Genomic DNA, 22425 nt, shown 5'->3' on the forward strand with positions numbered 1-22425 from the left:
CCGACGTCCCAGGATGGCGGTAGGGTCGTAGCCATTTGCCCGATCCGGCTGTCCGGTTCGCGACGAGGGAGGTGTCGTGTCATCGCCTGAGCAGTTCTACAACACCCACGGTGCCGGGAACGAACGCACCTTCGACGGTGCGCGGACCGAGTGGGCGGGGATGGGGATCGACGAGATCCTCGACGTCCTCGCGTCGATGAACCCCGGCGTGGCCGACGGTGACGTCAACACCATTTTGCAGGCGATCGAGGCGATACGACGGGCGGCCGAGTCCATGCACGGCATGTTCGGCGACCAGATGTCGGGTCAGGCCTCGGACGCGGCGCTGGAGGCCGGCCGGTCGTTGTCGGCGGACATGGCGACGACCTCGGCGTCGGCGGGACGGATAGGCGACGCGATGTCCGGTGCCGCCGGAATCCTCGAGTCGACCCGCGGGCAGGAAGGCCGTCTCCGCGAACTGCAGCAACATCTGCGCGACAACCCCGAGGATGCGGCCTCGGTCCGGCACGAGGTGGACCGGACCATGACCGGGACGTACTCGTCCCCGATGATCGGCGTGCAGTACACGCTGCCGCGGGAGCCGGTCAACGCCAACGGGATGACGTCCGGCGCCGGGACAGTCGAGGCGATCGACACCACCGGGTCCGCTGCCGGTGGCGGCGGCTCGGAGACGACTCGTGGGCAGGCCGCCAACACGGTCGACGCCGGCGACTTCGGGCCGTCGGGGGCCCGGGCAGCGCCGACACCGGTGCCTGCTGCCGGGCCGGGTCCGGCAGGGGGTGGGCCGGGCACGACAGCGAGCCCGGCCGCCGCGTCCGGACCGTCGACGGGATCGGCGCCGCGCGTCGGCGCGGACGGACCGGACGGTCTGCTCCGCGGCGGGCGCGGTACACCCGAGGCGGTGATGAGAGGTGCGTCGTCGACGCGCGACTCGCAGAACCCGACCGGGCATGCGGGCGGCTCCGTGTCGGGGGCTGCGGCGGGCGCGTCGGGCGGCTCCGGTTCGGTCGCCCCGCTCGCGATGCCCGCACCCGCACCCGCACCGGCACCCGGTCCCTCGTCCGCGGCGCCGCTGTCGACGCCTGTCTCGTCGCCCGCATCGGCGTCCACTCCGCCGGGCGCGGTCGGTCAGCGTCCGGGCGGCATCGGCTCCCCGGGACCCCTCGGGGCTCCGCCCGGCACCCGCCGACCCGGTGGCGACGACGAGACACACCGCGCCGCACCGTATCTGAACACTCGCGAACACGGCGCCGAGATCGTCGGCGACATGCCGCTCGTCGGACCCCCGGTCATCGGTGACTGGGTTCGCCAGGCATTTCCGTCGACACCCGAGCCGGCACCCGCCCCGGCGCCCGAGCACGCCGACGCGTCACCGTCCGGGAATGCCGATGGAGACCGCCCGGCCTCTACCAGGACGACCGACGCCGAGGTCCCGGCGCCCGCGAAACCGGGTGGAGCGTGAACGCGACCCGGTCAGGGTGGGAGCCCGTCGGGGGAGTCCCGTGCTGACTCGCGTCGACCGGTTGCCGGGCGGCGTCGCCCGCCTCGTCGACGCCGTCCCCGACGAGGACATCACCCGCTGTCTACACCAGCTCGTCGCGACAGCCCTGGATGTGACGGCGGCGTCGACGCCGGAGATCCGCGACGTCACACGGCACTGGCGCCAGCACGGATCCGCCGCGCCGGAAGACGCCTCCCGGCTGCGCCTCCTTGCCGCGCAGCACGACTTCGACGCCTTCGCGTATCACCGCCGTGGCGACATCGATGCTCAGCGGGACAGTTTCCGTCGGGCGCGGGCGCTCGACTGCGCGCTGGCTGCGATGTCGACGTCCCTTGCCGGGCAGTCGCTCCGGGCGGCGCTGGGCGAGACCGCCTACGAGGCGGCCGCGGCTCTCGGTGCAGGCGCCGGGGTGGTGGCCATCCTCGCCGATCACGTCATGTGACCGAGCCGGGTGTGATCGATACGGACCCTCAGGCCAGGCCGAAGCTGTGCTCCACGGCCCGATTCCATTCCGCATAGAGTCCGTCGCGACGTTCCCGGTCCATCCCGGGTTCCCAGCGGCGGTCCTCGGCCCAGTTCGCGCGGATGTCGTCTTCGCTCTCCCAGAATCCCACGGCCAGACCGGCGGCGTAGGCGGCGCCGAGCGCGGTCGTCTCGTTGACGACCGGCCGCACGACCGGGACGTCGAGGATGTCGGCCTGGAACTGCATGAGCAGTTCGTTCACCACCATTCCGCCGTCGACCTTCAGTGTCGACAGCTCGACCCCGGAGTCGGCCTGCATCGCCTCGATCACCTCGCGGGTCTGGAATGCACTGGCCTCCAACGCTGCCCGCGCGAGATGGCCCTTGTTCACGAACCGGGTCAGGCCGACTATGACGCCGCGTGCATCGGATCGCCAGCGTGGCGCGAACAGGCCGGAGAAGGCGGGGACGAAGTACGCGCCGCCGTTGTCCTCGACCTCCGCGGCCAGCTTCTCGACATCGGCCGCCTGCGCGAACAGGCCGAGGTTGTCGCGCAGCCACTGGATGAGCGAGCCGGTCACCGCGATCGATCCCTCGAGGGCGTAGCGAGCCGGCTGGTCACCGATCCGGTAGCAGACGGTGGTCAGCAGGCCGTGCTCGCTGAACACCGGCTCCGTTCCGGTGTTGAGCAACAGGAAGTTGCCGGTTCCGTAGGTGTTCTTCGCCTCGCCGGGCTCCAGGCACGCCTGGCCGAACGTCGCGGCCTGCTGGTCGCCCAGGATTCCCGACAACGGCACACCGGGGAGCGGTCCGTTGCCGCGCAGCGAGCCGAAGTCGCCGGAGGAGCTGCGGATCTCGGGGAGCATCGACATCGGGATGCCCATCTCGGCGCAGATGTCGGCGTCCCAGGTCTGGGTGCGCAGGTCCATCAGCATGGTGCGCGAGGCGTTGGTGACGTCGGTGACGTGTTGCCCGCCGTCGACCCCGCCGGTCATGTTCCACGCGATCCAGGAATCCATTGTGCCGAAACATAGTTCGCCGTTCTCGGCGCGGTCGCGGAGGCCGTCGACGGAGTCGAGGATCCAACGCGCCTTGGGGCCGGCGAAGTAGGTCGACAGCGGCAGTCCGGTGCGATCGCGGTACCGGTCGACACCGGCGTCTCCGGCGAGTTCCTCGCACAGATCGCTGGTACGGGTGTCCTGCCAGACGATCGCGTTGTGCACCGGCTTGCCGGTCTCCCGGTCCCAGATGACCGTCGTCTCGCGCTGATTGGTGAGTCCGCACGCCACGATGTCCTTGGCGGTCAGGTCCGCCGAGGCCAGAGCCGCGGCGCCGACTCGACGGGTGTTGCGCCAGATCTCGGCGGCATCGTGTTCGACCCAGCCCGCGCGGGGAAAGATCTGCTCGTGCTCGAGTTGTTCGACGCCGACGACGCGCCCCTTGTGATCGAAGATCATCGCCCGGGTCGAGGTGGTGCCCTGGTCGATCGCCGCCACGTATCTGCCTGCCCTGCCCACGCCGGACAGTGTCGCACGCGCTCGCGCCGACCGAGATCAATTAGGCTCGGCAAGCATGAACACCGAGTTCAATCCGGACCGGCCGGCCGACATGGGGCCGCTCTACCACGCCGAGGCGTGGCGCAGACTCGGTGCCGAACAGTTCGACGTCCTGGTCATCGGCGGCGGGGTGGTGGGGGTCGGTGCCGCGCTCGACGCGGCGACACGCGGTCTGCGGGTGGCGCTCGTGGAGGCCCGCGACATCGCGTCGGGTACGTCGAGTCGGTCGTCGAAGATGTTCCACGGCGGGCTGCGCTACCTCGAGCAACTCGAATTCGGTCTGGTGCGTGAGGCACTCAGGGAACGTGAGTTGTCGTTGCGTTTCCTCGCTCCCCACCTCGTCAAGCCGTTGCCGTTCCTCTATCCGCTCACCCAGCGGGTCTGGGAGCGGCCGTATGTCGGCGCCGGGATCTTCCTCTACGACCGTATGGGTGGCGCCAAGTCCGTTCCCGGGCAACGTCACGTCACGCGGTCGGGTGCGTTGCGGGTGGCGCCGGCGCTCAAGCGCAATTCGCTGATCGGTGGAATCCGGTATTACGACACGGTCGTCGACGATGCGCGCCACAGCCTCACGGTCGCCCGAACGGCCGCCAACTACGGTGCGGTCATCCGGACCTCGACCCAGGTGATCGGTTTTCTGCGTGAGTCCGACCGGGTGCTCGGAGTCCGGGTGCGCGACACCGAGAACGGTGACGTCACCGAGATCCGCGCCCACTGCGTCATCAATGCCGCAGGGGTGTGGACCGACGAGGTGCAGGCCCTGTCGCGCCAGCGCGGACACTTCAAGGTGCGTGCCTCCAAGGGGGTGCACATCGTGGTGCCCCGCGACCGCATCGTCAGCGAGACCGCGATCATCCTGCGCACCGCCAACTCGGTGCTGTTCGTCATCCCGTGGGAGACGCACTGGATCATCGGCACCACCGACACCGACTGGAACCTCGACCTCGCGCATCCGGCCGCGACCCGCGCCGACATCGACTACATCCTCGAACGCGTCAACGAGGTCCTGGTGACCAAGCTGAACCACGACGACATCGAAGGCGTCTACGCGGGGTTGCGTCCGCTGCTGGCCGGTGAGGACGACGAGACCTCGAAGCTGTCCCGCGAGCATGCCGTTGCCACTGTCGCACCCGGACTCGTGTCGATCGCGGGCGGCAAGTACACCACCTACCGGGTGATGGCCGCCGACGCCGTCGACGCGTGCAACGACTTCATCCCCACCCGGGTCGCGCCGTCGATCACCGAGCGGGTCCCGCTGCTCGGCGCCGACGGCTACTTCGCGCTCATCAACCAGTGCGAACACCTCGGACAGCGATTCGGCTTGCACCCGTACCGGATTCGGCGGTTGCTCAACCGGTACGGCTCACTCATCGACGACGTGCTGTACTACGCAGACGCCGATCGGTCGCTGCTGCGACCACTGGCCGCCGCACCGCAGTATCTGCGCGTCGAGGTGGTGTACGCCGCGGTCTCCGAAGCCGCACTGCACCTCGAGGACGTCCTGGCCCGGCGCACGCGCATCGCCATCGAGTACTCGCATCGCGGCGTCGACTGCGCCGATGAGGTGGCCGACCTGTTGGCGCCGCTGCTGGGATGGACCAGCGAGCAACGCGACTTCGAGGTGGCGACCTACATCGCGCGTGTCGAGGCCGAAGTCGCCTCGCAGCGCCAGCCCGACGACGACTCGGCCGATGCACTGCGGGCCGCAGCACCGGAGGCACGCCCGGAGATCCTGGAGCCGGTACCGGTCCCGGAGTGATCGTCGATGCGATCCCGTCGTCGTCGCGACGGGATCAGGTCTGGCACCGAGGACACCAGTAGATCGATCGTTCCCCGCCGGGGGAGGCGAGTTCGCCGCGCCGCACCGGAGTCGCACATCGACGACACAGGCGGCCATGGCGGCCGTAGACCCACATGCGGGCGTTGGGAGACGTGTTGCCCGTGGTGGTACGCGCCGACCGCATCCGGTTGGCCCACAGGAGACGTCGGCTGAGATCCACGACCGGTCCGAGCTCCACCTCGCCCACCGGCCGGGTGGGGAGGACGCGACGGAGAAAGCAGATCTCGCTGCGGAAGACGTTGCCGATCCCCGCGATCAGACGCTGGTCGAGCAGGGCCGAACCGATCGTCTCCTCCGGTTGCGACGCGAGACGGCGGATGGCCTCCTCGCGGTCGAAATCGTCGTCGAGCAGATCTGGTCCGAGGTAGGCCAGTGCGGCGTCGGGGTCTGCGAGCAACTCGAGCACGCCGAGATCGAATCCGACGGCCTCGTTATCGGCGGTGCGCAGGACCGCTCGCGCCTGATAGGCGGGGCGTCGCCACCGTTGGCCCCGGCGGTGGACATGCCAGGCGCCCTCCATCTTCAGATGCGAGTGGATGCTGAGGGCGTCCCCGGCGCCCGGACTGCTCTCGTCGACATCGATGAGGAGGTGTTTGCCGCGCGAACGGACCGAGACCACCTCGCGGCCGGAGAGATCTGCGGTGGCCAGCGACGGTATGCGGAAATCCGAGGACTCCAGCACGTGGCCCGCGAGTCCGGCGCGCAGTCGGGCCGCGGCGGCGAAGACGGTGTCGCCCTCAGGCATGATCGCCGAACCGCAGCCGGATGCCGCGCGGGGTCGTCGAGAATCCGGCCTCGACCAGGACCTTGCCGAAGTCGGTGCCGCGCACGGGTTCGGAGTCGATGTGATCGATGGTGAGTCGTGAGATGCGGCCACGGCGTACGAGGGCGACGAGGGCTCCGGCCGCCGACTCCAGGCGCGGGATGGAGTCGGTGAAGGTGAGCAGCGTCTTGCCACCGCGTTCGACGAAGCTTGCCAGTTCGCCGTCGACCAGCACCACCAGCGCTCCGGGTTTCCGGCCGGGTCGGTGGCCGGCATCGGCGTCACGGGACCGTGGCCATTCGAGGGCGGCGCCGAAGGGGTTGGCCGGGTCGGTGGCCGCCAGCACCGTGGCCTCCCGCGGTGGTCTGCGGTCGGGGAGTGCGTGCCGACGAAGCTCATCGACGGTCGCGGGCGACGCGAACTGGGCTCCGCCGAGCCCGTCGACGTAATAACCGCGTCGGACGTGCCCGTTGTCCTCGAAGACGGTGAGCGCCTTGTAGACACGCGCAAAGCCGCCCGTGACCTCTTCCGAGGCGACGCTGCCGCGGGTGATGACGCCGTATCGGGTCAGCAACTGGTCGCACAGGCCCTGGGTCGCCAGCGTCGGGTCGATCGCGGGGTGGTCGAGGCCGAACCAGCGTCCGACGGCGGTGGGCGACACGGGCGGGGCCGCCGAATGGTCGGTCAGGTAGCGCGCCGACAACCGTCCGGCGCGCAACCGCGGTGCGCGCCCCCGGGCCCGGTGGGCCGGTGCCGAGCGGGGAGTGGACGGGCTGCGGCGGGGCTGCATCAGCGCGCGGACGGGAGCGAACGTGTCGTTGCTGATCTGCCCGGACCACACCAGATCCCACAGCGCGCTCTCGACATCGGCGGCCGGAGTGGTGGTTTCGGTGCTGATGTCCGCGGCGATCTGTGGAAAGCGGAGTGCGCCCCCGGGTTCGAGGGCCGCTACGACGGCCTCGTGGATGGGCGTGGTGTCGATCTCGTCGGCGGCGGGCAGGGTGAGCGCGGCGACATCGGCGGGATGCAACGCGATCCAGCCGTCGGCGTTACCGATGCGTCCATGTCCGGACCAGATCACCTCGCCGGCGCTGAGCAGTTCGTCAAGCATCGCCGGCGTGTAGTCCGACACGCGTGCGGGCAGTACCAGTGACTCCCACGCCGAGGCCGGCAGCGGGTAACCGGCCAACTGGTCGATGACCGTCACCACACCGTCGACGCCGCGCAGCTGGGTGGTGGGGGAGGCGTGCTGCCATTCGGTGAGGAAGCGGGTGAGCACCTCCGTGCCCACCGGCGCGACCTCGGCACGGCTCGCGGCGAGCGACCCCCGACGGATCTGGCCCAGGACGTCGGTGTGGCACCACTGGCTGGTTCGAGGTGCGGCGCCGGCCGCGGGATCGGCAGGTCCGTCCTCGGGAAGGAAATCGCCTTCGACGACGCGTCTCTCGGTGGCGAGCCGGTTCAGCGTGTCCCGGACGACCGCGGTCGCGATGCCGAGCGCGGTCGAGGCATCGGCCACGGTGAAGGGGCCGTGGGTGCGGGCGTACCGGCCGATGAGGTCGCCGACCGGATCCGGGACAGGCTCCATGTAGACCGCCGGAATGCCCAGTGGTGCAGGGACTCCCAGCGCATCCCGTAACCGCGCGGTGTCGTCGACCGACGCCCACAGGGCGCGTCTGTTGTGGTTCACGGAGATGATCTGCCCGCTGCGATGGAGCGCGGCGAGGACATCGGACACCGGCTCCTCTCCGCGGTATCGGGCCTCGACCTCCTCGGTGGTGAGGGGTCCGAGCCAGCGCAGCAGGTCGACCACGTCCTCGGCGTCGCGCGCCTGACGTTCGGGAGCGAGACGTTGCAGGCGGGCGATGACCTCGGCGATGACTCCCGGGTCGAGCAGTTCGCGAAGGTCGACTCGGCCGAGCAGCTGGGCGAGGAGGCTGGTGTCGAGCGACAGCGCGGCGGCGCGGCGCTCGGCGAGCGGGGCGTCGTCGGCGTACATGAACGCGCCCACGTAACCGAACAGCAGCGAGGCGGCGAACGGCGAGGGCGTCTGGGTCTCGGTCTCCACGACCCGGATGCGGCGCGTGCGGATGCGGGTGAGGAGATCGAGGAGGGCGGGGAGGTCGTACACGTCTTGCAGGCATTCCCGGACGGCCTCCAGCACGATCGGGAAGTCGGGGAACTTCGAGGCGACGGACAGCAGCTGGGCGCTGCGCTGGCGCTGCTGCCACAGCGGAGCGCGTCGTCCCGGGTCGCGCCGCGGCAACAACAGTGCGCGAGCGGCGCATTCGCGGAACCGTGAGGCGAACATCGACGAATCGGCGAGTCCGTCGGTGACGAGTTGCTCGACCTCCTCGGGGTCGAGGAGGAACTTCTCCGCGCCGGGCGGGGCGTCGTCTGTGTCGGGAAGACGGATGATGATCCCGTCGTCGGAGGCGGTCGTCGCGCCTTCGATGCCCAGGGTTGCCAGCAGTTGCTGTGAGATCGCGCTCGCCCACGGGGCGTGGACGCGGAGCCCGTAGGGCGAGTGCAGGATCACCCGCCAGTCGCCGAGCTCGTCTCGGAAGCGTTCCACCACCAGGGTGCGGTCGGTGGGGAGGTGCCCGGTCGACTCGCGTTGCTCGGCGATGAGGTTTTCGAGGTTGGAGCGGGCGTTGTCGGTGAGGCCGAGGCGTTCGGCATGGTCGTCGAGCTTGCCGGGGTCGGCGATCGCACCGGTGAACGCGCCGATCGCGGCACCGAGTTCGGCAGGGCGTCCGATGGCGTCGCCGATCCAGAACGGCAACCGGCCGGGCTGGCCGAAGGCCGGGGACACCAGGACGCGGTCGTGCGTGATGTCTTCGATGCGCCAGCTGGTCGCGCCGAGTGCGAAGACGTCGCCCACGCGGGACTCGTAGACCATCTCCTCGTCGAGTTCGCCGACGCGTGTCGCCTTCTCGCCGACCATGAACACACCGAAGAGACCGCGGTCGGGGATCGAACCGCCCGAGGTCACCGCGAGCCGCTGTGCACCGCGCCGACCGGTGATGACACCGGCGTCGCGATCCCAGTTCACCCGCGGGCGCAATTCGGCGAACTCGTCCGACGGGAACCTGCCCGCGATGAGGTCGAGGGTGGCGTCGAAGACGCCGCGACCGAGTTCTCGGTAGGGTGCCGCACGCCGAACCACGTCGTACCAGTGATCCACCTCGAGGTCGTCGACCGCCGCGGCGGCGATGGTCTGCTGGGCGAGGATGTCGAGAGGATTCTGGGGGACCTTGATCTCCTCGATGGCCCCGTCGAGCATCCGGCTCACGGTCACGGTGCAGTGCAGGAGATCGGTGCGGTGCTTCGGGTACAGGATGCCCTGGCTGATCTCGCCGACCTGGTGTCCGGCGCGGCCGATGCGCTGGAGCCCGCTGGCCACCGACGGTGGGGATTCCACCTGGATCACGAGGTCGACCGCACCCATGTCGATACCGAGTTCGAGCGAGCTGGTCGCGACGACGCACGACAGGCGCCCGGCCTTGAGGTCGTCCTCGATCTGGGCGCGCTGCTCCTTGCTGACCGAGCCGTGGTGCGCGCGGGCCAGGACCGGTTCGGCGCCGGCGCTGGCCCCGCTGCCCATCACGAATGCCGGGGCGCCGCCCGCGACCGACGGATTGGCGGCCGGCTCGGCCGGATCGCCGTGGCGTTCGGCGTGGATCTCGTTGAGGCGCGCGGTGAGCTTCTCGGCCAGGCGCCGTGAGTTGGCGAACACGATGGTCGCGCGGTTGGCCTCGATCTGGTCGACGATGGAGGCCTCCACATATGGCCACAGCGACCCGGCGGTGGGGGAGAACGCATCGTCGAGTGCGGCGGGATCGGCCTCGGACACCGGCGGTGGGATGTTCGCCATGTCTTCGACCGGCACATCGACGCGCAGGTCGAAGGTCTTGTCGGCCTTGGGTTTGACGACCTGACAGGGCGCTGCCCCGGACAGGAAGGTCGCGACGACGTCCGGTGGGCGGACGGTCGCCGACAGCCCGATCCGCTGTGCGGGTGTCTCGAGCAGCTCGTCGAGTCGTTCGAGGGTCAGCGCGAGGTGGGTACCGCGTTTGGTGGCGGCGACCGCATGCACCTCGTCGACGATGACTGCCTGCACGCCGGTGAGGTTCTCCCGTGCGGCCGACGTGAGCATCAGATACAGCGACTCCGGGGTCGTGATCAGGATGTCGGGCGGCGTCTTGACGAGTGCGCGACGGTCCGCGGCGGAGGTGTCGCCGGACCGAACGCCCACGGTGATGTTCGGTTCGGGGAGGTTGAGCTCCTGGGCCGCTCGCGTGATCCCGGTCAGCGGGGCGCGCAGGTTGCGTTCGACGTCGACGGCCAGTGCCTTGAGCGGCGAGATGTAGAGGACCTTGGTGCCCGCGGGTCGAGCGTCCGCGTCGGCCGCGAGGCGGTCGAGGGCCCACAGGAACGCGGCGAGCGTCTTACCCGACCCGGTGGGAGCGATGACGAGTGTGTTCGATCCGTCCGCGATCGAGGTCCACGCGCCCTTCTGGGCGGCGGTGGGAGAGGTGAAGGCGCCCGTGAACCAGCGTCGGGTGGGGGCGGTGAAACGGTCGAGCACCGAAGCGCGGGGCATCTCTCCACTATGTCTCACGCGTACGACAGGACGCGGTATAGAGTCATCCCACGCCTGTGCGGGGAATCCGGTGAGAGTCCGGAGCGGTCGCGCCACTGTGAACGCCGCCCATATCGACACGGTCGACGTGTCGACACATCGACGCGGTCGACGGTGACGGGGAGACGTGAGTCAGGATGCCGTGCCGGCGTGTAGCAGTTCACCGGACTACTACTCCACGACATCTCCGACGCGAGATCGGCGAAAGGACCCCACCATGACAGCCCCCCGCACCGCGGCAGCGGTACAGACCGCCCCGGCCCGTGCCCTGCCTGTACCGAACCTCGCGGTCGCGAGCACGGCCCTCTGGCTCAGCCTGACCGTGCTGCTCGCCGGTCTCGCCTACTACTTCCTCGGGTACGACCAGGGCGTCGTGTCCGTCTTCGGCTCCGACACCCATGTGCACGAGTTCGTGCATGACGCACGCCACTTCCTCGGCTTCCCCTGCCACTGAGCCGGCCCGACCGGCCCTACCCGACAGGAAGCCAATTGCATATGGAGAAGAAGTTCATCGGCGCCGGCCTGCTCGCAGGCCTGATCGCCGGAATCGTCTCGTTCGTGTTCGCCCGGTTCTACCTCGAACCGGTCGTCGGCAAGGCCATCGACTACGAAGGCGCCCGCTCGGAAGCCGAGGAGGCCCTGGCCCACGCTGCCGAACCGGGTGGCCACACCCACGGTGAGGGCGGCGAGTTGTTCACGCGCGCCATGCAGGAGAACCTCGGCGCCGGTGTCGGCAACGTCGTGTTCGCGGTGTGCATGGGTGCGTTCTTCGCGGTCGCGTTCACGGTGCTGTGGAGCTACATCGGCAGCCGACATCCGGCGACCGATCCGCGCTCGGTCGCGGGCGTGCTCGGCGCGATCGGTTTCGTCGCGGTGTTCGCCGTGCCGTTCTTCGCCTACCCGGCGAACCCGCCCGCCGTCGGTGACGACGACACCATCGGCGACCGGACCGGTGCCTTCCTCGCCATCACCGTCGCGTCGGTCATCCTCGCGATCGCCGCGGTGGTCCTCGCGCTGTGGCTTCGCCCGCGTCTCGGCGGGTTCGTCTCGGCCGTCGCCGGCTCGGTCGCCTACCTGGCCGGTGTCGCGGTCGTGCTCGCGTTCCTGCCGTCGTTCAGCGAGGTCCCCGAGCCGGTCCGCAACGATGCCGGTCAGATCGTCTTCCCGGGCTTCCCCGGTGACGTGATCGGCGACTTCCGGGTGTACGCCATCGCCAACCAGGTGATCCTCTGGACGGTTCTCACCGTGGTCTTCGCCCTGCTGCTGGGGGCGATGACGAGTTCACGCACTGCAGACCGGGCACCGGCGCTCACCTCGCAGGGCTGAGGCGATCGTCTCGCGCCTGCAGATCGTCACCGCCGGTCGCACCGGCCCCAATCGGTCGGTGCGATTCGGCGGTGATCCGTGTCTGGACGAGCGGGGCCGCGCGTCCGTTCAGCGGCTCGCCGCATCCATGACCCGGCCCGTCGACACCTGCGGACCGGAGGCCTCGACCCGGGAGACCGCCGAGTTGCTCGGTGTGCCACCGGACCACGTCGTCGACGACGCGCTGCGAACACTGGACGTCGGGACGTGGGCCGGCCGCACCCCGGAGGACATCGATCCCGTCGAACTCGGCGCGTGGTTCGCCGATCCCGGCGCCCGGCCACACGGGGGTGAGAGTGTCGAGGATTTCGTCGGCCGCGTCCACGCCTGGCGCATGCGGCAATCGGGGCTCTCCGGCCGCTGTGTGGTGGTGGCGATGCCGGTCGCCCAGGCCCTGCTGTGCACGGAACCGAGTCGGTTCTTCGCTCACGAGGTACGCCCGGCGACCGTCTACACCTGGGCAGATACCCGATAGGAACAGATTCGCGACGACGTACCTAGACATCGGCAGTGACTCCTGACACAGTTGGGGACGACGAAACTGAAACATGTTCGCCCCCGGGCGGACACCGGTCTGGGAGTGTGACGATGTTCGAGTGGTCCGATGAAGATCTGATGGTTCGGGACGCCCTGCGGGCGTTCATCGACAAGGAGATCCGGCCACATCTCGACGAACTCGAGTCGGGCGTCCTGCCGCCTTACGACATCACCCGCAAGCTGCTGTCGAGCTTCGGTGTCGATGCCATGGCCAAGGATGCGCTCGAGAAGGAGCTCGAGGCAGAAGCCAAGGGCGAGAAGAAGAAGTCCTCCGGCGATGGCGGCGGCATGGGCGGATCGATGTTCATGATGGTCAACATCGAGCTCGCGGGTGTGTGTCTGGGCCTCGTCGCGTCGCTGGGAGTGAGCATGGGGCTGACCGCCTCGACCATCCGCGGCAAGGGCACGCTCGCGCAGAAGAAGCGCTGGTTGCCCGAGTTGGTGACCATGGAGAAGGTCGGCGCCTGGGCGATCACCGAACCCGACTCCGGGTCGGATGCGCTCGGCGGCATGAAGACCACGGTTCGTCGTGACGGTGACGACTACATCCTCAACGGGCAGAAGACCTTCATCACGAATGGTCCCTACGCCGATACCATCGTCGTCTTCGCCAAGCTCGACGACGGCAGCGGCATCCCGATGCGCGACCGCAAGGTCCTGTCGTTTGTCCTGGACAAGGGCATGCCCGGGCTGACGCAGGGCAAGCCGTTCAAGAAGATGGGCATGATGAGTTCGCCCACCGGCGAGCTGTTCTTCGACAACGTGCGTGTGGGCAAGGACCGTCTCCTGGGCGAGACCGAGGACACCGGCACCGATTCGCGCGGGTCCGAGGGCGCGAAGGCGGGCTTCACCGCCGAACGTGTCGGCATCGCCGCGCTCTCCCTGGGCATCATCAACGAGGCTCAGCGACTGTCGATCGACTACGCGAAGAACCGCAAGCTGTGGGGCCAGGAGATCGCCCAGTTCCAGCTCATCCAGCTCAAGCTGGCCGAGATGGAGATCGCGCGGATCAACGTGCAGAACATGCTCTTCAGTGCGCTCGAGCGCGGTAAGGCCGGTAAGCCACTCAGCCTGTCCGAGGCGTCGGCGATGAAGCTCTACTCGTCCAAGGCGGCCACCGACGTCGCCATGGAGGCGGTGCAGCTGTTCGGCGGCAACGGCTACATGGCCGAGTACCGCGTGGAACAGCTTGCGCGCGATGCCAAGTCGCTCATGATCTATGCGGGCAGCAACGAGATCCAGGTGACGCATGTCGCCAAGGGGCTGCTGCGCGGCTGAACGTCTACGGGGCCGCCGCCGGGGTCGGCGTCTCGCCGGAGTCGGCCCCAGGCGAGGCGGCCCCAGGCGAGGCGGTGGCCGCAGGTGTGTCGGCCTCAGCGGGCGGATCGGTGTCGAGTGCGTCGTGCTGGGCGGCCGGGGGCGTGTGGTCCTCGGCCCACGCACGGGCCGGCCGGATCACGACTTCCAGTGCCAGCAGGGCGAGGAGGCCGATGAGCGCGACGAGCACCACGACCAGTCCGGTCGGGTAGCTCCAGAAGACGAGGAGCAGCGCGGCGACGCCGACGATGCCGCTCCGCAACGCGATCCGAGCGCGGAAGAGGCTCTCCTCGAACGCATTCGGTGGGCGTGTGCGGCGTGCGCGCTGTAGGGCGTCGAGTCCTTGGGAGACGCCGCGGCGGACCGCGGCGGCGGATGCCGAGCCGCCGGTGAGGTAGGCCGCCAGAGCGACGACGAGCCCGAGGACGGCGACGGCGCGCAACGCCAGTCGCAGCGGATCGAGGACGGTGTCGATGAGGGCTGCCGCGGCGTCCGGGGCTAGCACGTCGGCGGGTACCGCGTCGAGGTAGAGCGCCCGTCCGATCACGAGCGCGATCGCCAGGACGAGCATGCCGAGCACGAGGGAGAGTCCCGCGAGCGACAGCGCCCGCAGGCGCCTGCCCCGGGGGGCGATGCCGATGGCGGCGAGAGCCAGCGCGATCGTCAGCCACGGCAGGACATCGGCTGCGGTGTCGAGTGCGGAGACGGCCCGCTGGGCCCGGACGAGTTAGGGGGAGCGGAACAGCACGAACTGCTTGTCCACCGCCGGGAGCCGCTCGGCGAAGGTGAAACCTTGTGCGAGCAGCCGATCCTTGACGTTGTCGATCACGGTCCCCAGCGAGATGGCGACTGTTCCGGAGTCGTCGACGGTGACCGAAGACGGCCCGGCATCACCGGTCGCGACGGCGACCAGCGCGCGGTGTGCCGCCCGATTCGCCTGGAGCCACAGGGTTTCGAACTGATCGGAGGCGACGAACGTCGACACGGTCTGGCCTACGAAGCCACGGGCCTGACCGGCCAGCACCGGTGCGAGGCCGTCGACGGCCCGGTCGACGCGTGGTGCTTCGGCGGTTGCGGGCACCGCGTCCGTCAGTGCGGCGAGGGCTGTGGCGGTCAGCCCTTCGACATCGATGCGGGTGAAGATCTCGTCGGTGATCGTGGACGAGATCTCGGCTTGCACAGCCGGATCGCCCGCCAGCGTTGCGACGGTGCTGACATAGCGGTCGGTGTCGAGGATCTCGCCACGGACGAACCGCGACGTCACCGAGGTGATGGCGAGGAGTGCCACGAGCACGCAGAGGAGCCCGACGGCGAACCAGCGCCACCGCAGGCCGGTGACCGGCGTCGCCGGAGCGTCACCCACCGAGCGCAGCCGCGCCACCTCGGCGCGCAGATGTTCGAGCTCGTTCCGTTCCGCCTCGGAGAGCCCTGCGCCGGCCGGAACCTCGTGCGCACTGCTGTCCGTGGACATCTCGACACCGGGGTCGGGCGGCCGGCGGTCGGCGGCTCAGCGGTACTCGGCCTTGGGTTGCCAGGTCGAGACGGCCCAGATCACCACGACGTCCAGGGCGATGATCAACACGGACCACCACGGGTAGTAGGGCAGCCACAGGAAGTTGGCGATGATGGACAGCCCGGCTATCGCGATCGCGGTGAACCGCGCCCAGGTGGCACCGTTCATCAACGCGATGCCGACGATCACCATCACGACGCCCAGGACGATGTGAATCCAGCCCCACGTGGAGAAGTCGAGTTTGTAGACGTACTCCAGGCCGCGGACGAACACCTCGTCCTCGGCCACCGCCGCGATCCCCTGGGCGAGTTGGACGACTCCCACCACGGTGAGGATGATCGCGGCCGCTATCGATGTTCCCGCGGCGAAACCTTGTCGTGCCGGTGTGGGATGTCCCTGGTCGGCCGGAGCGGTGTGAGTCATGACGAAGCCCTTCTCTGGACAGTTCTGCCAGAGACAGTGTGTGCTACGTCACATCAGGTCGCAAGGGTTGTCGGATGGCGAGGCCCAGATTTGACCACACCGGTGACCACGGCCGGTGTGGCGCATGATGATTCGCCTGGCTAACGGATGGGGTCGGCGTGGGATCGACAGAGCCGCCAGAGCCGGTCGCGGGACATCGGTGTCTCGTAGGGGCGTTCGCCGATGGCCCGCCGGATGGCGTTGGCCAGGGCCGGCGCCACCGGGTTGTACGGCGACTCGCTCATCGATTTGGCGCCGAAGGGGCCCAGCTCGTCCGCTGTGTCGGCGAAGTAGACCTCGGTGACGGGGATGTCGGCCATCTGTGGCACGCGGTAGGTACGGAACACGTTGGTCACCGGCACGCCGCGGTCGTCGATCATCACCTCTTCGTACAGCGCGGTGCCGATCCCTTGTGCGACACCGCCTTCCACCTGTCCGCGGCACTGCTCGGGGTTCATCACGGTGCCCGCGTCGGCGGCATGCACCGACTGGAGGACGGCAACGGTGCCGGTCTCGGTGTCGACGGCGACGCGGAACGCCTGCACGTTGAAGGCGATCGACCGCATCTCACCGCGTTCCTCGCCGGCCGCGACGGCGCGTGGACCGGCCGGGTGGTCGATGCGGTGACGTGGGTCGACCGAACCGATGAGGTCGGCGAAGCCGACGGCCCCGCCGGCGACCACGGCACCGTCGGGGCCGAGGGCGATCTGGTCGGCGGGCGTTCCGGTGAGCCGACTCGCGGCGGCGACGAGTGCGTCCCGGAGTGCGAGGCACGCACCATGGACGGCCTTGCCCGCCACGGTGGTGCCTGCCGATGCGAAGGCGCCGGTGTCATGGGAGGCGGCGTCGGTGTCGCCGTGCCACAGGGAGACCCGTTCGATGCCCGTCGACAGGGCGGTCGCGACGATCTGCGCGTGCACCGTCGTGGTGCCGTTGCCGAACTCGGCCGTGCCGACCCCGACGTGGTAGGTGCCGGCGGCGTCGACGGCGACGGTGACGTTCGACAGATGCCCGCGGGGTGCCATGGTGGCGATGGCGGCGATGGACATTCCCTCGCCGACCCGCCAGCGGTCGCCCGGCGGGGCGGTGATCCCGTTACCCCGGCGGAGTGCCTGCTCGGCCAGGTCGAGGCACTGATCGAGACCATAGCTGCCGTAGACCAGGTCGACCTCGGGTTCGGCCCGCGCGATGAGCAGGGGATCGCCGTCGGCGACGGCATTGCGTCGGCGGAATTCGAACGGGTCGATGCCGAGACGGAGCGCGAGCTCGTCCATCGCGCTCTCGACCGCGAAGACCACCTGGCCGAGTCCGTATCCGCGGAACGCGCCCGACGGTGGGTTGTTGGTGTACACGACCTCGGCGTCGAGCCGTTTCACCGGGCAGTTGTACACCGAGACCGACTCCGCGCAGGCATGGAACATGACGCCGATCGCGTGGTTGCCGTAGGCGCCGGTGTCCGACAGCAGGTCCACCCGCAGCGCGGTGAGCCGGCCGTCGGCGTCCGCGCCGGCGTCCACGGTGACGCGCATCGGGTGACGGTACGTGGTCCGGGTCAGCTCCTCGGTCCGCGTCATCTCGTACGCGCACGGTCGCCCGGTACGCAGCACGGCGAGCGCGACGAGATCCTCGGTCAGCATCTCCTGCTTGCCGCCGAATCCGCCGCCCACGCGGGCGCTGAAGACCCGGACGCGGTCCGGGGGCAGGTCGAACAGCAGCGCGAGCTCGTTGCGTACCAGGAACGGGACCTGCGTGCTGGTCCGGATGACGAGACGTCCCTGCTCGTCCATCCAGCCGATCGAGCCGTGGGTCTCCAACTGCGCGTGCGAGACCCGGTTGCTCTTCCAGGTGCCGTGCACGGTTACCGCGGACGCGGCCAGGGCGGCGTCGGCGTCTCCTCCGAAGCCCTCGTGGAACGTGACGACGACGTTGCGCGCCGCCTCGGCAACCCGGTCTTCCGGGGTGCGATCGGGGTGGATCACGGGGGCACCGGGGCTGCGGGCGGCCTCCGGGTCGAACACCGCGGGCAGCACCTCGTAGGTGACGTCGAGGAGCGCCAGCGCCTGGTCGGCCACCGCCGGGGAGGTGGCGACGACGGCGGCGACCCGCTGTCCGGCGAAGCGGACCACGGGGTCGAAGATCAGGGTGTCGTCGGGGTCTTCGAGCCGGCTCTCGTGACGACCTGTCGAAAACCTTCGCGTCGAGACGTTCTCGTGGGTGAGGATCAGTTCGACGCCGGGCAGTGCGCCGGCCGCGGTGGTGTCGATAGCGGTGATACGGGCGTGCGCGTGCGGAGATCCGAGCACGTGGATGGTCAGCGTTCCGGGGGTGGGGACGTCGAAGGTGTAGGGCTCGGTACCTGTCACGACGCGACGGGCCGCGAGGGGGTTCACCGACGTGCCGACCAGCGCTCGCGGTGTCTCGGCGGCCGGTGCAGGCGGCGCCCCCGTTGTACCCACCCCCGCCGTACCCGCGGCCGAGGTGATCGCGTCCCGGATGGCGCGATATCCCGTGCAGCGGCACAGGTTTCCCTTCATCCGACGGGGCAGGTCGTCGAGGTGGTCGGCGGTGACGGTCGACGCCGTCACGATCATGCCCGCGGTGCAGAAGCCGCACTGGAACCCGAAGTTGTCGACGAACGACTGCTGCACGGGATGCAGGTCGTCGGGAGTGCCGAGCCCCGCGACGGTCGTCACCGAGCGGCCCGCGATGCGTTGCGCCGGGTAGATGCACGAATGCACGGGTTCGCCGTCGACGAGTACCGAGCACGCACCACAGTCGCCGGCGTCGCAGCCCTTCTTCACCTCGAAGTGGGCGTGCTCACGCAACAACATCCGAAGGCATTGTCCGGCAACGGGTTCGGCGTCCACCTGCTCGCCGTTGACGTCGAATCTCATGCGCCGACCCCGAACCCCATGTCGACTCCCGTCGTCTGCGCCAACTCGATCCGGATCTCCTCGGCGAGGACCGCCGACACCCCGCGCCGCCAGTCGGCTGACCCGAGCGGATCGGTGTAATAGCCACTGGCCGCGGTGATGTCGTCGTGCAACACCTCACGCGACGGTGCAGCCGGGTATCTCAGTACCGTCGGCCACTCGGTGGCGGCGGTGATGCCGAAGACGGTGGAACCGTCCTCGTCGACACGCCCGGTGACCACGGCGCCCGACCGTCCGAGTTCGGCGAGCGCGATCTTGCGGAACCCGGTACGCGCCCGCAGGGCGTGGCCGGGGAAGTCGATGGCGCGCAGCACTTCTCCCGGGCCCAGGATGTTGATGCCGTTGCCGATCACGAGTTCGGCGACGGGTAGGTCCCGGTCGGTGCCGTCGGGGCTCCAGATGTGCGCGGTCGCATCCAGCGCGGTCGCCAGGGAGACCATGGACGCGGCGGCGAACGACCGGCAGATGTTGCCACCGACGGTCGCCATGTTCCAGATCTTGAACGACGCCAGAAGCGCGTTCGCGCACTGTGCGAACAGCGGATGCGCGTGGAAACCAGGCCGGGGACCGAGCGCGACCAGGTGTGCGATCGTGCAGGTCGCGGCGATTCGGAGGCCACCGCCGGGGAGGTCTTCGACGGGCGCCCAACCCATCTCGCTGAGGTCGACGAGGCCCGTCGTCGCCGGTTGCGGTTCCGAGAACACCCAGGTACCGCCGGCGACGAGCTGCTCGCCCGGTGCCGGGAACACCTCGTCGCGTGAACGGGCGAAGCGATAGTGGGAGACGGCGGTGAGGTCCATCATCGTGCCCTGTCGAGAAGGCGTCGGTGCGCGAAGGCGACGGCGGTGAGCGGCTGTGGGATGTCTGGCTGGGGCGAGTGGTCCCACCGTACGAGGCGGGTGGCGTCGCCGTGTGGGATCGAGCCGATTGGGTGCTGGCGCCGCGGAATGCGGATCACGATTCCGGGCGTCGGTGGCGGCACGGCGTCACGTTACGTGCATCGGCGGTGGTCCGCATCTCGACGCACGTGACGCACCGGCCGAGCGAGGTGCCCTGTCACACCGGGGTTTCGGTGCTCCGTCCGCGTGCGGGTATCGCGAAGGCGACGACGGCGGCGACGACGCACATGACCAGCGCGATGCCTGATGCCCAGAGGTACCCGTCGGAGGTGGGGACGTCCACCACCGACCCGTCGGAGGTGGTGACCGCGACCATCGACCACGTGAGCAGCATGCCGGCCGCGGCGGCCGCCGTCGATGTCCCGATGATCCGCATGAGAGCGTTCACGCCGTTGGATTCACCGGTCTGCTCCACGCTCACCGATTGCATGATCAGGGCGGGCATCGCGGAGTAGGCGATGCCGAGTCCTGCACCGATGCAGCAGGCGATGACGACCATGTGAATCCAGGTCAGGGCCCACGGGCCGGTGAGGCCCACGATGAACACGATGTAACCGGCCCCGATGATGACCGCGCCGACGGCGAGTGAGATGCGCGCCCCGAAGACGGCGTTGATGCGTCCGCTGATGTGCGAGAACGCGAACATCACCAGTCCGCTCGGCGCGAGTACGAGACTGGCGTGCACCATGTCGTAGCCGAAGCCGTCCTGGCTGTTCGTCGGTGCCATCAGGAGCTGGATCGGGATCAGCTGCATGGCGTAGAAGGCGAACCCGGTCGCGATGGACGCGAGGTTGGTCAGCAGGAGCGGGCGTTCGCCGAGGATGCGGAGATCGATGAGCGGGTTCTCGAGGCGGAGTTCGGTGAGGACCCACACAGCCAGGAAGACCACGAACCCGGCGAACATGGAGAGGGTGAGCGGATTCGTCCAACCCCACTCGGCGCCCTTCGACAGCGGGAGCAGGAGGCAGACGAGAACGATGGTCAGGCCGATGGCACCGAGGGCGTCGAATCGCCCGCCCGACGGTTTCGCGGTGGATCGCACCGTCAGCGTGACGCCGACTGCGGCGAGGGTCGCGGCAGCGGCACACGACCAGAACAGCGCGTGCCAGCTGACGTGCTGCGCGATGAGCGCGGCGACCGGGAGTCCGAGCGCGCCGCCGATGCCGAGTGACGCGCTCATCGTGCCCACCGACGACCCGAGGTGCCGGGGCGGCACGATGTCGCGCATGACGCTGATGCCCAGCGCCACGATGCCGAAGCCCAGCCCTTGCAGGCCACGTCCGATGATGAACAACGGCAGGGAGGTCGCGACGGCGCAGGCGACCGATCCGATCGCGACGAAGCCGAGGCTGACGAGGATCGCGAGGCGTTTGCCGTACATGTCGCCGATTCGTCCGCCGATGGGCGTCGCGACTGCGCCGAGGAGCAGGGTGATGGTGATGGCCCAGGTGGTGTCGGAGGCGTCCGCGTGCAGGAGTGCCGGCAGCTGGGGGATCAGGGGCACGATGATCGTCTGCATCAGTGCCACGACGATCCCGGCCAGGCAGAGGATCGACACCGCAAGGCGCGGGTGGGGCTTCTCGCCGGCGGATTCCGCGGGAGGGAGATCGGGAGTGTTGTCCGTCGTACCGTCGGCGTCCGTCCGGCTGGTCACGCCGGCATCCGACTGGTCGCGATCGTCATGTACTCAACACCTCCGAACGACCAGGGTATCGCGGCGGCTGTCGGCGAGGACGTCCGCGTCCGGACGCCTGGTGCCCGTCCCGGGCTCACCGCAGGTCGGCCGCTCCGATCGGTTCCGGCCATCGGGGTGTGAGTCCGTCGCCGGACGACACACCGCGGATGCGCCGCATCAGCCACGGCCCGAGAAACGTCCTCGCCCACTCGGAGTCCTGGCGGCGCCGTTCCCGCCGTGTCGCCACGGCCGCCTCGGCCAGATCGTGCGGGGTGATTCCGTGCTCGACGCCCAGGAGGTCGAGGACGTGCGCCGCCATGCGTGTGTGTCCCAGTGGTGACATGTGCAGTCGGTCGGTGTCCCACATGCGGTAGTCGTCGTATCCGGGCATGCGCCAGAAGTCACAGATGACGACCCCGTGCCGGTCGGCGACCGCTCGCAACAGTTCGTTGTAGACGGCGATGCGGCCGCGGAGCATGCGGAAGACCGGCGCCCACCCGGTGTCGTAGGCGGTGAACACCACGACCGTCGCGCCCGTCGCGGTGAGCCGGCCCAGGGCGGCGTCGTAACGCTCCATCAGCGCGTCGATGTCCAGCGCGGGTCGCATCAGGTCGTTGCCGCCGGCGTAGATCGTGACGAGGTCCGGGTTCAGCGCGATCGCGGGCTCGAGTTGCTCGGCGAGGACCTCGTCGAGAAGCCGACCGCGGATCGCGAGGTTGGCGTAGGTCACCGTCTCCCCGTTCCGCTCGCCCGCCGCGGCCAGTTGCTCGGCGACGCGGTCGGCCCATCCGCGGAGACCGTTCGGACGCGAGGGGTCCGGGTCGCCGACGCCCTCGGTGAACGAATCTCCCAGTGCGACGAAGCGGGTGAAGCCCACGGTGCGGTCCTCCTGTAGTGATCTGACGCCGACGCTAGCGGCGGGGAGTCGACAGAGACAAAGCGTGCCTTCCGTATCAG

Annotated in this window: 15 protein-coding genes, 1 pseudogene and 1 riboswitch; of the genes and pseudogenes, 7 read left to right on the plus strand and 9 right to left on the minus strand. The window is 69.4% G+C overall.

Features of this window, described 5'->3' with window-relative positions; all coding sequences use genetic code 11:
* The first annotated feature begins 76 nt into the window (after nucleotides 1-76).
* Both ACSUZC_RS08405 and ACSUZC_RS08410 read left to right on the plus strand, forming a co-directional pair.
* Nucleotides 77-1462 carry a hypothetical protein gene (locus tag ACSUZC_RS08405; RefSeq protein WP_439032384.1) on the plus strand — a complete coding sequence of 462 codons (1386 nt, stop codon included), beginning with the start codon at nucleotides 77-79 and terminating at the stop codon, nucleotides 1460-1462.
* Between the two features lie 40 nt (nucleotides 1463-1502).
* The gene (locus ACSUZC_RS08410) at nucleotides 1503-1943 is read left to right on the plus strand and encodes a hypothetical protein (RefSeq protein WP_439032385.1); all 441 of its coding nucleotides are present in this window, start codon (nucleotides 1503-1505) and stop codon (nucleotides 1941-1943) included.
* 28 nt (nucleotides 1944-1971) lie between these two features.
* Here ACSUZC_RS08410 and glpK read toward each other — a convergent pair whose 3' ends face one another.
* Nucleotides 1972-3459 carry a glycerol kinase GlpK gene (glpK, locus tag ACSUZC_RS08415; RefSeq protein ID WP_439033040.1) on the minus strand — a complete coding sequence of 496 codons (1488 nt, stop codon included), beginning with the start codon at nucleotides 3457-3459 and terminating at the stop codon, nucleotides 1972-1974.
* Nucleotides 3460-3535: 76 nt separating this feature from the next.
* Between glpK and glpD the strand changes: the two genes are divergently transcribed.
* Nucleotides 3536-5278 carry a glycerol-3-phosphate dehydrogenase gene (glpD, locus tag ACSUZC_RS08420; RefSeq protein WP_439032386.1) on the plus strand — a complete coding sequence of 581 codons (1743 nt, stop codon included), beginning with the start codon at nucleotides 3536-3538 and terminating at the stop codon, nucleotides 5276-5278.
* 34 nt (nucleotides 5279-5312) lie between these two features.
* Here glpD and ACSUZC_RS08425 read toward each other — a convergent pair whose 3' ends face one another.
* Nucleotides 5313-6104, minus strand: a complete 792-nt coding sequence (locus ACSUZC_RS08425) for a DNA-formamidopyrimidine glycosylase family protein (RefSeq protein ID WP_439032387.1) — start codon at nucleotides 6102-6104, stop codon at nucleotides 5313-5315.
* Nucleotides 6097-10728, minus strand: coding sequence for an ATP-dependent helicase (locus ACSUZC_RS08430; RefSeq protein WP_439032388.1), 4632 nt, complete (start codon nucleotides 10726-10728; stop codon nucleotides 6097-6099). The genes ACSUZC_RS08425 and ACSUZC_RS08430 overlap by 8 nt, the downstream gene beginning before the upstream one ends.
* Before the next feature lie 61 nt (nucleotides 10729-10789).
* A riboswitch (cobalamin riboswitch) is annotated at nucleotides 10790-10909 on the plus strand.
* A 75-nt stretch (nucleotides 10910-10984) separates the two neighbouring features.
* Between ACSUZC_RS08430 and ACSUZC_RS08435 the strand changes: the two genes are divergently transcribed.
* The 4 genes from ACSUZC_RS08435 to ACSUZC_RS08450 all read left to right on the plus strand — a co-directional run bounded on the left by ACSUZC_RS08435 (nucleotide 10985) and on the right by ACSUZC_RS08450 (nucleotide 13947).
* The gene (locus tag ACSUZC_RS08435; RefSeq protein WP_439032389.1) at nucleotides 10985-11221 is read left to right on the plus strand and encodes a CbtB domain-containing protein; all 237 of its coding nucleotides are present in this window, start codon (nucleotides 10985-10987) and stop codon (nucleotides 11219-11221) included.
* 41 nt (nucleotides 11222-11262) lie between these two features.
* Nucleotides 11263-12093: a CbtA family protein gene (locus ACSUZC_RS08440; protein WP_439032390.1), complete on the plus strand. Its 831-nt coding sequence runs from the start codon at nucleotides 11263-11265 to the stop codon at nucleotides 12091-12093.
* 16 nt (nucleotides 12094-12109) lie between these two features.
* A complete protein-coding gene (locus ACSUZC_RS08445) occupies nucleotides 12110-12607 on the plus strand; it encodes a histidine phosphatase family protein (RefSeq protein WP_439033041.1) in 498 nt (165 codons plus the stop codon).
* A 113-nt stretch (nucleotides 12608-12720) separates the two neighbouring features.
* Nucleotides 12721-13947, plus strand: a complete 1227-nt coding sequence (locus tag ACSUZC_RS08450) for an acyl-CoA dehydrogenase family protein (protein ID WP_439032391.1) — start codon at nucleotides 12721-12723, stop codon at nucleotides 13945-13947.
* Between the two features lie 4 nt (nucleotides 13948-13951).
* Here ACSUZC_RS08450 and ACSUZC_RS08455 read toward each other — a convergent pair.
* The 6 genes and pseudogenes from ACSUZC_RS08455 to ACSUZC_RS08480 all read right to left on the minus strand — a co-directional run bounded on the left by ACSUZC_RS08455 (nucleotide 13952) and on the right by ACSUZC_RS08480 (nucleotide 22345).
* Nucleotides 13952-15457 (minus strand): annotated as a pseudogene (locus ACSUZC_RS08455) (hypothetical protein).
* Between the two features lie 36 nt (nucleotides 15458-15493).
* Nucleotides 15494-15922 (minus strand): DUF7144 family membrane protein, encoded by a 429-nt coding sequence (locus ACSUZC_RS08460; RefSeq protein WP_439032392.1) that lies wholly within the window; start codon nucleotides 15920-15922, stop codon nucleotides 15494-15496.
* Nucleotides 15923-16062: 140 nt separating this feature from the next.
* A complete protein-coding gene (locus ACSUZC_RS08465; RefSeq protein WP_439032393.1) occupies nucleotides 16063-18855 on the minus strand; it encodes a molybdopterin-dependent oxidoreductase in 2793 nt (930 codons plus the stop codon).
* Nucleotides 18852-19694 (minus strand): FAD binding domain-containing protein, encoded by an 843-nt coding sequence (locus ACSUZC_RS08470; protein ID WP_439033042.1) that lies wholly within the window; start codon nucleotides 19692-19694, stop codon nucleotides 18852-18854. The genes ACSUZC_RS08465 and ACSUZC_RS08470 overlap by 4 nt, the downstream gene beginning before the upstream one ends.
* A 256-nt stretch (nucleotides 19695-19950) precedes the next feature.
* Nucleotides 19951-21447, minus strand: coding sequence for an MFS transporter (locus tag ACSUZC_RS08475; RefSeq protein WP_439032394.1), 1497 nt, complete (start codon nucleotides 21445-21447; stop codon nucleotides 19951-19953).
* Between the two features lie 115 nt (nucleotides 21448-21562).
* Nucleotides 21563-22345 carry an SGNH/GDSL hydrolase family protein gene (locus ACSUZC_RS08480; RefSeq protein ID WP_439032395.1) on the minus strand — a complete coding sequence of 261 codons (783 nt, stop codon included), beginning with the start codon at nucleotides 22343-22345 and terminating at the stop codon, nucleotides 21563-21565.
* Between the last annotated feature and the right edge of the window lie 80 nt (nucleotides 22346-22425).

This window comes from Gordonia terrae, assembly GCF_051789125.1.
Classification (GTDB): domain Bacteria; phylum Actinomycetota; class Actinomycetes; order Mycobacteriales; family Mycobacteriaceae; genus Gordonia; species Gordonia terrae_A.

What these genes read in the sequence shown, in the direction of transcription:
- glpD (WP_439032386.1), top strand. Translation starts at nt 3,536, where the DNA reads ATGAACACCGAGTTCAATCCGGACCGGCCGGCCGACATGGGGCCGCTC.
- ACSUZC_RS08425 (WP_439032387.1), bottom strand. Translation starts at nt 6,104, where the DNA reads ATGCCTGAGGGCGACACCGTCTTCGCCGCCGCGGCCCGACTGCGCGCC.
- ACSUZC_RS08430 (WP_439032388.1), bottom strand. Translation starts at nt 10,728, where the DNA reads ATGCCCCGCGCTTCGGTGCTCGACCGTTTCACCGCCCCCACCCGACGC.
- ACSUZC_RS08435 (WP_439032389.1), top strand. Translation starts at nt 10,985, where the DNA reads ATGACAGCCCCCCGCACCGCGGCAGCGGTACAGACCGCCCCGGCCCGT.
- ACSUZC_RS08440 (WP_439032390.1), top strand. Translation starts at nt 11,263, where the DNA reads ATGGAGAAGAAGTTCATCGGCGCCGGCCTGCTCGCAGGCCTGATCGCC.
- ACSUZC_RS08450 (WP_439032391.1), top strand. Translation starts at nt 12,721, where the DNA reads ATGTTCGAGTGGTCCGATGAAGATCTGATGGTTCGGGACGCCCTGCGG.
- ACSUZC_RS08460 (WP_439032392.1), bottom strand. Translation starts at nt 15,922, where the DNA reads ATGACTCACACCGCTCCGGCCGACCAGGGACATCCCACACCGGCACGA.
- ACSUZC_RS08465 (WP_439032393.1), bottom strand. Translation starts at nt 18,855, where the DNA reads ATGAGATTCGACGTCAACGGCGAGCAGGTGGACGCCGAACCCGTTGCC.
- ACSUZC_RS08470 (WP_439033042.1), bottom strand. Translation starts at nt 19,694, where the DNA reads ATGGACCTCACCGCCGTCTCCCACTATCGCTTCGCCCGTTCACGCGAC.